Raw genomic sequence first — 7,831 nt, 5'->3', positions numbered from 1 at the left:
GTTGTGGATGCGGTCGATCACGCGCCACATCCAGCCCGTGCCCTCGCGGCAGGGCGTGCACTGGCCGCAGGATTCGTGCATGTAGAAGTAGGACAGGCGCAGCAGGCTTTCCACCATGTCGCGCGTCTCGTCCATCACGATGACGGCGCCCGAGCCGAGCATGGAGCCCGCCTTGGCGATGGAGTCGTAGTCCATCGTGCACTGCATCATGATGTCGGCCGGCAGCACCGGGGCCGAGGAGCCGCCGGGGATCACGGCCTTGAGCTTGCGGCCGCCCTTCACGCCCCCGCACAGTTCCAGCAGCTTGGAGAAAGGCGTGCCCATCGGCACTTCGTAGTTGCCGGGGAGTTCGACGTCGCCGGAGACCGAGAAGATCTTGGTGCCGCCGTTGTTCGGCTTGCCGATCTCCAGGTAGGCCTGGCCGCCGTTGCGGATGATCCAGGGCACCGCGCCGAAGGTCTCGGTGTTGTTGATCGTGGTGGGCTTGCCGTACAGGCCGAAGCTGGCCGGGAACGGCGGCTTGAAGCGCGGCTGGCCCTTCTTGCCTTCCAGCGATTCGAGCAGCGCCGTTTCCTCGCCGCAGATGTAGGCGCCGAAGCCGTGGTGCGCGTGCAGCTGGAAGCCGAATTGCGAACCGAGGATGTTGTCGCCCAGGTAGCCGGCCGCGCGGGCTTCCTCCAGCGCTTCCTCGAAGCGCTCGTAGACCTGGAAGATCTCGCCATGGATGTAGTTGTAGCCCACGGAGGCGCCGATGGCGTAGCCCGCGATGATCATCCCCTCGATCACGATGTGGGGGTTGAACATCAGGATGTCGCGATCCTTGCAGGTGCCCGGCTCGCCCTCGTCGGAGTTGCAGACGATGTACTTCTGGCCCGGGAACTGGCGGGGCATGAAACTCCACTTCAGGCCGGTGGGGAAGCCGGCGCCGCCGCGGCCGCGCAGCGCGCTTTCCTTGACGGTGGCGATCACCTGCTCCGGCGTGATCCCCTCGGAGAGGATCTTGCGCAGCGCCTGGTAGCCTTCGCGCGCCTCGTAGTCCTTCAGGCGCCAGTTGGTGCCGTCCAGGCCCTTGTAGATCTGCGGATCGATGTGGCGGTCGTGGAAACAGGTCTGGACACCCGTCGCCATGAACTGCGAGAGCACCTGCTGGGCGTTCATGCGACCCCCTCGGCCTTGCGCAGGCCGTCGATCAGCTGGTCCAGCTTGTCGGCCGACATGAAGCTGCACATCGTGCGGTCGTTCACCAGCATCACGGGCGAGTCGGCGCAGGCGCCCAGGCACTCGCACTGCTGCAGCGTGAACAGGCCGTCGGGCGTGGTCTCGCCCATCTCGATGCCCAGGCGCTGCTCCAGGTGCTGCAGCGCCTTGAGGCCGTCGCGCAGCTGGCAAGGCAGGTTGGTGCAGACGTTCAGCTTGTACTTGCCCACCTTGTGCTGGTTGTACATGTTGTAGAACGTCGTGACCTCGTGCACCGCGATCGGCGGCATGCCCAGGTACTCGGCGACCTCCGCCTCGCTCTCGGGGCTGACGTGGCCCTGCTCCTGCTGCACGATGGCGAGGCAGGCCATCACGGCGGACTGCTTCTGGTCCGGCGGGTACTTGGCGACTTCGCGCGCGAAGCGGGCCTTGGTGGTTTCGCTAATCATCGATCGATATCTCCGAACACGATGTCCATCGTGCCGATGATCGCCACGGCGTCGGCGATCATGTGCCCCTTGCCCATCTCGTCGAGCGCGGCCAGGTGCGGGAAGCCCGGCGGGCGCAGCTTCAGGCGGTAGGGCTTGTTGGCGCCGTCGCTGACGATGTAGACCCCGAACTCGCCCTTCGGGTGTTCCACCGCGGCGTAGGCCTCGCCCTCCGGCACCCGGAAGCCTTCGGAGAACAGCTTGAAGTGGTGGATCAGCTCCTCCATGTTGGCTTTCATGGATTCGCGGTCGGGCGGCGCCACCTTGTGGTTGTCGGTGATCACCGGGCCCGGGTTGGCCTTCAGCCACTCGACGCACTGGGCGATGATCTTGTTGGACTCGCGCAGCTCCTGCACCCGCACCAGGTAGCGGTCGTAGCAGTCGCCGGTCTTGCCGACGGGGATGTCGAAGTCCATCCGGTCGTACACCTCGTAGGGCTGCGCCTTGCGCAGGTCCCAGGCGATGCCGGAGCCGCGCAGCATCGGGCCGGCGAAGCCAAGGTTGAGCGCCCGCTCGGGCGTGACGACGCCGATGCCCACCGTGCGCTGCTTCCAGATCCGGTTGTCCGTCAGCAGCGTCTCGTATTCGTCGACGTAGGCCGGGAAGCGCCTGGTGAAGTCCTCGATGAAGTCCAGCAGCGTGCCGCTGCGGCCCTCGTTCAGGCGGTCCACGTCGCGCTGGTTGCGCACCTTGCTCGCCTTGTACTGCGGCATCGAATCCGGCAGGTCGCGGTAGACGCCGCCCGGGCGGAAGTAGGCCGCGTGCATGCGCGCGCCCGACACCGCCTCGTACATGTCGAACAGGTCTTCCCGCTCGCGGAAGCAGTAGATCAGGATGTTCATCGCGCCGCAGTCGAGGCCGTGCGCGCCGAGCCACAGCAGGTGGTTCAGCAGGCGCGTGATCTCGGAGAACATGACGCGGATGTACTGGGCGCGGACCGGCACCTCGATGCCGAGCAGCTTCTCGACGGCCAGGCAGTACGCATGCTCGTTGCACATCATCGACATGTAGTCGAGACGGTCCATGTACGGCAGCGACTGGATGTAGGTCTTGGTCTCGGCCAGCTTCTCGGTGGCGCGATGCAGCAGGCCGATGTGGGGGTCGGCGCGCTGGATCACTTCGCCGTCGAGCTCCAGCACCAGGCGCAGCACGCCGTGCGCCGCCGGGTGCTGCGGCCCGAAGTTCAGGGTGTAGTTCTTGATTTCAGCCATGTCAGAAATCCAAACTTCCGGACGCAGAGGACGCGAAAGATACGCAGAGGACGCAAAAAAGACCTTTCAACGATTTTCCTTTTGCGTCCTCTGCGTACCCTTTGCGTCCTCTGCGTCCTGCCTTGGTATTCATCACTGCAGCCCCCCGTACTTCTCTTCGCGGATGATGCGCGGGGTGATCTCGCGCGGCTCGATCGTCACGGGCTGGTAGATCACGCGCTTCTTCTCGGGGTCGTAGCGCATCTCGACGTGGCCGGACACCGGGAAGTCCTTGCGGAAGGGGTGGCCGATGAAGCCATAGTCGGTCAGGATGCGGCGCAGGTCGTCGTGGCCCTCGAACACGATGCCGAACAGGTCGAAGGCCTCGCGCTCGAACCAGTTGGCGGCGCTCCACAGGTCCATGACCGAGGCCACCACCGGCAGGTCGTCGTCGGGGCAGAACACGCGCAGGCGCACGCGCTGGTTGAGGCTCACCGACAGCAGGTGCGACGTCACCGCGAAACGCGGGCCGTCCCAGGTGCCCATGCCGTATTCGGAGTAGTCGACGCCGCACAGGTCCATCAGCTGCTCGAACTGGCAGCCGGGCGCGTCGCGCAGCGTGCGCGCCGCCTCGTGGTAGTCCTTGGCGGCGACGACGACGGTGACTTCACCGAGCTTGAGCGTGATGCTCTTGGCCTTGTCGCCCAGGGTGGCGGCGACGACGTCGCGCACGGCTTCGGGCGTGGGGCACACGGGGGCCGGGATCATGTTCCTGTCTTCCTTCAGGCGCGGGCGATGGTCTGCGTGCGGCGGATCTTCTGCTGCAGCTGGATGATTCCGTACAGCAGGGCCTCGGCCGTCGGGGGGCAGCCGGGCACGTACACGTCCACCGGGACGATGCGGTCGCAGCCGCGCACCACCGAGTAGCTGTAGTGGTAGTAGCCGCCGCCGTTGGCGCAGGTGCCCATGGAGATCACCCAGCGCGGCTCGGCCATCTGGTCGTACACCTTGCGCAACGCCGGCGCCATCTTGTTGCACAGCGTGCCGGCCACGATCATCAGGTCGGACTGGCGCGGGCTCGGGCGGAACAGCATGCCGAAGCGGTCGATGTCGTAGCGCGCGGCGCCCGCGTGCATCATCTCCACCGCGCAGCAGGCGAGGCCGAAGGTCATGGGCCACAGCGAGCCGGTCTTGGCCCAGTTGATGACCGTGTCCACGGTCGTGGTCACGACACCTTTTTCAAGAATGCCCTGGTTTGCCATAAGAATCTCTCGGAAGGATGGAAGCGGGAAGGCGAAGCGGCCGGGTCATTCCCAGTCGAGCGCGCCCTTCTTCCACTCGTAGACGAAGCCGACCACGAGGATGGCCAGGAAGACCATCATGGCCCAGAAGCCGACGGGGCCGATTTCGCGCAGAGCGACCGCCCAGGGGAAGAGGAAGGCGATCTCGAGGTCGAACAGGATGAACAGGATGGCGACGAGGTAGTAGCGCACGTCGAACTTCATGCGCGCGTCCTCGAAGGCCTCGAAGCCGCACTCGTAAGGGGAGTTCTTCGCCGCGTCGGGGCGTTGCACCCCCATGCCCTTGGCGAACACCCAGCCGAGAACCTGGGGGGCGACGCCGACACCTATGCCGACAAGGATGAACAGGAGGACAGGGAGGTACTGGTCGAGGTTCATCGAGGGCAAGGTCCGCGCTTTTCGCGCCGCCGGGTACGTGCCCGGCGGGCTGTATTGTTGGTGCCGTCGGCGAGACTCGAACTCGCACAGCTTTCGCCACTACCCCCTCAAGATAGCGTGTCTACCAATTCCACCACGACGGCTGAAACTACCTGTCCGGCAGGCTCACGAGGAGTGCGCTCTTTAGGAGCGCTCGCCTATCCGGACAACCACTGAGTGTACTCCGATTCGGAGTCGCCACTGCCGGGCGGAAACGACAGTGACTCTTGCTTGACCTAGATCACTTGGTCGGAATCTGCGCGGCGCCGGACGCCGGGGCGACCGGCGCGGTGGTCGCCGGCGTCGTCGCCGGACCTTGCTGCGCCGGCACCGGCGTGCCGCCGCCCGGGATCTGGTTGGCCGGGTTGGGCCCCGTGGCCGAAGCCGCGGGCGCCGCGGGCGCTGCGCGCTCCAGCACGCTGCCCGAAGCCACCGGCTTCACGCTGTGGCTGAAATAGGCCAACGTCAGTGTGCAGACGAAGAATAGCGCAGCCAGGATGGCCGTGGTGCGCGAGAGGAAATTGGCGCTGCCCGTGGCGCCGAAGAGACTGCCCGATGCGCCGCTGCCGAAGGCCGCGCCCATGTCCGCGCCCTTGCCGTGCTGCAGCAGGATGAGGCCGATCATGCCGAGGGCCGAAAGCATCTGCACGGCCAGCACGATGGTCAACAAGACGTTCATTCCGAATACTCCGTTGTTGTGGTCACGCGACGCGCTCTCAGGCGCTGGCCGCGGCGATGATCTGCAGGAAGTCGGGTGCCTTCAGCGAGGCGCCGCCGATCAGTCCGCCGTCGATGTCCGGCTGCGCCAGCAGGCTCGCGGCATTGGCGGCGTTCATGCTGCCGCCGTAGAGGATGTGCACGCGCTCCGCGTGCGCCGTGGCGGCGGCCAGCTGCGTGCGCAGCAGCGCATGCACCTGCTGGGCCTGTTCGGGCGTCGCGGTCTTGCCGGTGCCGATCGCCCAGACCGGCTCGTAGGCCACCACGATCTCGCTGATGCAGTGGCCGTTGACGTGGATCACGGCGGCCATCTGGCGCTTCACGACCTCCTCGGTCCGTCCGGCCTCGCGCTCGGCGAGCGTCTCGCCGATGCAGACGATGGGCGTGATGCCGTGCGCGAGCGCCGTCTTCGCCTTCTCCGCCACCAGCGCGTCGGTCTCGCCGTGGTACTGGCGGCGCTCCGAGTGGCCGACGATGGCGTAGCGCACCCCGAACTCGCGCAGCATCGGCGCGCTCACCTCGCCGGTGTAGGCGCCCGCGGCGTGCTGCGACACGTCCTGCGCGCCCAGCTCCAGCTTCGAGCCGTGGCGCAGCATCTGCACCTGCGCCAGGTAAGGCGCCGGCACGCAGACGGCCACCTCGCAGGCCGCGTCCTTCATCCCCGCCACCACCGCGCGCACCAGCGCATCGTTGGCCTCCAGGTTGCCGTTCATCTTCCAGTTGCCGGCAATCAGCTTCTTCTTCGTCGTCATCGTTGTGGCTACCAGGTCAGGACGATCTTGCCCACGTGCTGGTTGGACTCCATCAGCGCGTGCGCCTTGGCCGCTTCCGCCGCCGGGAAGGTGCTGTGGATCACCGGCTTGATCTTCCCGCTCTCGATCAGCGGCCAGACGTTCTTCGCCAGCGAAGCGGCGATGGCGGCCTTGAAGGCCACCGGCCGCGGACGCAGCGTGGAGCCCGTCACGGTGATGCGACGGCGCAGCACCAGGCCGGCGTTGAACTCGCTCTTGGTGCCGCCCTGCACCGCGATGATCACGATGCGGCCGTCTTCGTTGACGCACTTGACCTCGCGGTCGACGTAGCTGCCGGCGACCATGTCGAGGATCACGTCCACGCCCTTGCCGTCGGTGAGCTTCTTCGCCTCCTCGGCGAAGTCCTGCGTCCGGTAGTTGATCGCGTGGTCGGCGCCGAGCTCGACGCAGGCCTTGCACTTCTCGTCCGAGCCGGCGGTGGCGATCACCTTGGCGGCGCCCATGGCCTTGGCCATCTGGATCGCCGTGACGCCGATGCCGCTGGTGCCGCCCTGCACCAGGAAGGACTCGCCGGGCTGCAGGCGGCCGCGGTCGAACACGTTGCTCCACACGGTGAAGAACGTCTCCGGCAGGGAAGCGGCTTCGACGTCGCTCAGGCCACGCGGCACCGGCAGGCACTGGCCCACCGGCGCGACGCACAGTTCGGCGTAGCCGCCGCCGGCCACCAGCGCGCAGACGCGGTCGCCGACCTTCAGGCCGGCCGCCTTCATCGCCTGCTCGTCGCCGGAAATGATGGTGCCCGCCACTTCCAGGCCCGGGATGTCCGAGGCGCCGGGCGGCACGGGATAGTTGCCGGTGCGCTGCAGCACGTCGGGCCGGTTCACGCCGCTGGCGGCGACCCGGATCAGCAGTTCACCCGCGCCCGGGGTCGGGTCGGGGCGCTCGCCGGCGCGCAGGACTTCCGGCGCGCCGTATTGCGTGATCTCGATGGCTCTCATGGTCGTTGAGCGTTGAGAGTTGAGCGTTGGGCGAGGTCTTCCACGCCGAACGCTGAACGCTCGACGTGGAACCCTGGCTTACTGCTGGTTGCCGCCCTCGGGCGTGCCGCTGCCGGATTCCTGCTGCGGCTCGGTGCGGGGCTCGCGCGGCTCGCGGGCCTCGCGCGGCTCACGCGGTTCCCGCGGCTCGCGGAATTCGCGCGGCGGACGGTCGCCACGGCCTTCGCCGCGCGGCGGACGGTCGCCACGGTCGCCGCGGTCGCCACGCGGTTCGCGCGGGGGACGGTCTTCCATGCCTTCCGGCCGTTCGGCCAGCGCCTTCATGGACAGCTTCACGCGGCCCTTGTCGTCGGTCTCGAGCACCTTGACGCGCACGACCTGGCCTTCGGACAGGTAGTCGCTGACCTTCTCCACGCGCTCGTGCGCGATCTGCGAGATGTGCAGCAGGCCGTCCTTGCCGGGCAGCAGGTTCACCAGCGCGCCGAAGTCCAGCAGCTTGGTGATCGGGCCTTCGTAGACCTTGCCCACTTCCACTTCGGCCGTGATCTGCTCGATGCGCTTCTTGGCCTCTTCGGCCTTGGCGGCGTCGGTGGAGGCGATGGTGATGGTGCCGTCCTCGGCGATGTCGATCTGGGTGCCGGTCTCCTCGGTCAGCGCGCGGATCACCGCGCCGCCCTTGCCGATCACGTCGCGGATCTTCTCCGGGTTGATCTTCATCGTGTACAGGCGCGGCGCCCAGGTCGACACGTCGGCCTTGGCCTCGCCCAGCGC

Annotated in this window: 10 protein-coding genes and 1 tRNA gene; all 11 read right to left on the bottom strand. The window is 67.2% G+C overall.

The window, feature by feature from the left end; all coding sequences use genetic code 11:
* Nucleotides 1-1,158 (bottom strand): NADH-quinone oxidoreductase subunit NuoF (gene nuoF / locus VFM98_RS08340; protein ID WP_325109450.1); only part of this gene is annotated, 1,158 nt, incomplete at its 3' end.
* Entirely contained in the window at nucleotides 1,155-1,646 is a 492-nt protein-coding gene (gene nuoE, locus VFM98_RS08335) for an NADH-quinone oxidoreductase subunit NuoE (protein ID WP_325109449.1), read from the bottom strand. The genes nuoE and nuoF, both read right to left, overlap by 4 nt.
* Nucleotides 1,643-2,896 (bottom strand): NADH-quinone oxidoreductase subunit D, encoded by a 1,254-nt coding sequence (locus VFM98_RS08330; RefSeq protein ID WP_325109448.1) that lies wholly within the window; start codon nucleotides 2,894-2,896, stop codon nucleotides 1,643-1,645. Before VFM98_RS08330 ends, nuoE begins: the two co-directional genes overlap by 4 nt.
* A 132-nt stretch (nucleotides 2,897-3,028) precedes the next feature.
* The gene (locus tag VFM98_RS08325; protein WP_325109447.1) at nucleotides 3,029-3,643 is read right to left on the bottom strand and encodes an NADH-quinone oxidoreductase subunit C; all 615 of its coding nucleotides are present in this window, start codon (nucleotides 3,641-3,643) and stop codon (nucleotides 3,029-3,031) included.
* A 14-nt stretch (nucleotides 3,644-3,657) separates the two neighbouring features.
* The gene (locus VFM98_RS08320) at nucleotides 3,658-4,137 is read right to left on the bottom strand and encodes an NADH-quinone oxidoreductase subunit B family protein (RefSeq protein ID WP_325109445.1); all 480 of its coding nucleotides are present in this window, start codon (nucleotides 4,135-4,137) and stop codon (nucleotides 3,658-3,660) included.
* A gap of 45 nt (nucleotides 4,138-4,182) precedes the next feature.
* The gene (locus VFM98_RS08315) at nucleotides 4,183-4,554 is read right to left on the bottom strand and encodes an NADH-quinone oxidoreductase subunit A (RefSeq protein ID WP_325109444.1); all 372 of its coding nucleotides are present in this window, start codon (nucleotides 4,552-4,554) and stop codon (nucleotides 4,183-4,185) included.
* A 58-nt stretch (nucleotides 4,555-4,612) separates the two neighbouring features.
* Nucleotides 4,613-4,697: transfer RNA gene (locus VFM98_RS08310), tRNA-Leu, on the bottom strand.
* A gap of 137 nt (nucleotides 4,698-4,834) precedes the next feature.
* Nucleotides 4,835-5,272 (bottom strand): preprotein translocase subunit SecG, encoded by a 438-nt coding sequence (gene secG, locus VFM98_RS08305; protein WP_325109443.1) that lies wholly within the window; start codon nucleotides 5,270-5,272, stop codon nucleotides 4,835-4,837.
* A 37-nt stretch (nucleotides 5,273-5,309) separates the two neighbouring features.
* Nucleotides 5,310-6,062 carry a triose-phosphate isomerase gene (tpiA, locus tag VFM98_RS08300; RefSeq protein WP_325109442.1) on the bottom strand — a complete coding sequence of 251 codons (753 nt, stop codon included), beginning with the start codon at nucleotides 6,060-6,062 and terminating at the stop codon, nucleotides 5,310-5,312.
* Between the two features lie 8 nt (nucleotides 6,063-6,070).
* Nucleotides 6,071-7,060 carry an NAD(P)H-quinone oxidoreductase gene (locus VFM98_RS08295; RefSeq protein ID WP_325109440.1) on the bottom strand — a complete coding sequence of 330 codons (990 nt, stop codon included), beginning with the start codon at nucleotides 7,058-7,060 and terminating at the stop codon, nucleotides 6,071-6,073.
* Nucleotides 7,061-7,138: 78 nt separating this feature from the next.
* Nucleotides 7,139-7,831 (bottom strand): S1 RNA-binding domain-containing protein (locus tag VFM98_RS08290; RefSeq protein ID WP_325109439.1); only part of this gene is annotated, 693 nt, incomplete at its 5' end.

The sequence above is a fragment of the Ramlibacter sp. genome, from assembly GCF_035706265.1.
Lineage (GTDB): Bacteria > Pseudomonadota > Gammaproteobacteria > Burkholderiales > Burkholderiaceae_C > Ramlibacter.
This window is presented reverse-complemented; position numbering and strand designations above follow the sequence as displayed.

What these genes read in the sequence shown, in the direction of transcription:
- VFM98_RS08315 (WP_325109444.1), bottom strand. Translation starts at nt 4,554, where the DNA reads ATGAACCTCGACCAGTACCTCCCTGTCCTCCTGTTCATCCTTGTCGGC.
- tpiA (WP_325109442.1), bottom strand. Translation starts at nt 6,062, where the DNA reads ATGACGACGAAGAAGAAGCTGATTGCCGGCAACTGGAAGATGAACGGC.
- nuoE (WP_325109449.1), bottom strand. Translation starts at nt 1,646, where the DNA reads ATGATTAGCGAAACCACCAAGGCCCGCTTCGCGCGCGAAGTCGCCAAG.
- VFM98_RS08330 (WP_325109448.1), bottom strand. Translation starts at nt 2,896, where the DNA reads ATGGCTGAAATCAAGAACTACACCCTGAACTTCGGGCCGCAGCACCCG.
- secG (WP_325109443.1), bottom strand. Translation starts at nt 5,272, where the DNA reads ATGAACGTCTTGTTGACCATCGTGCTGGCCGTGCAGATGCTTTCGGCC.
- VFM98_RS08295 (WP_325109440.1), bottom strand. Translation starts at nt 7,060, where the DNA reads ATGAGAGCCATCGAGATCACGCAATACGGCGCGCCGGAAGTCCTGCGC.
- VFM98_RS08325 (WP_325109447.1), bottom strand. Translation starts at nt 3,643, where the DNA reads ATGATCCCGGCCCCCGTGTGCCCCACGCCCGAAGCCGTGCGCGACGTC.
- VFM98_RS08320 (WP_325109445.1), bottom strand. Translation starts at nt 4,137, where the DNA reads ATGGCAAACCAGGGCATTCTTGAAAAAGGTGTCGTGACCACGACCGTG.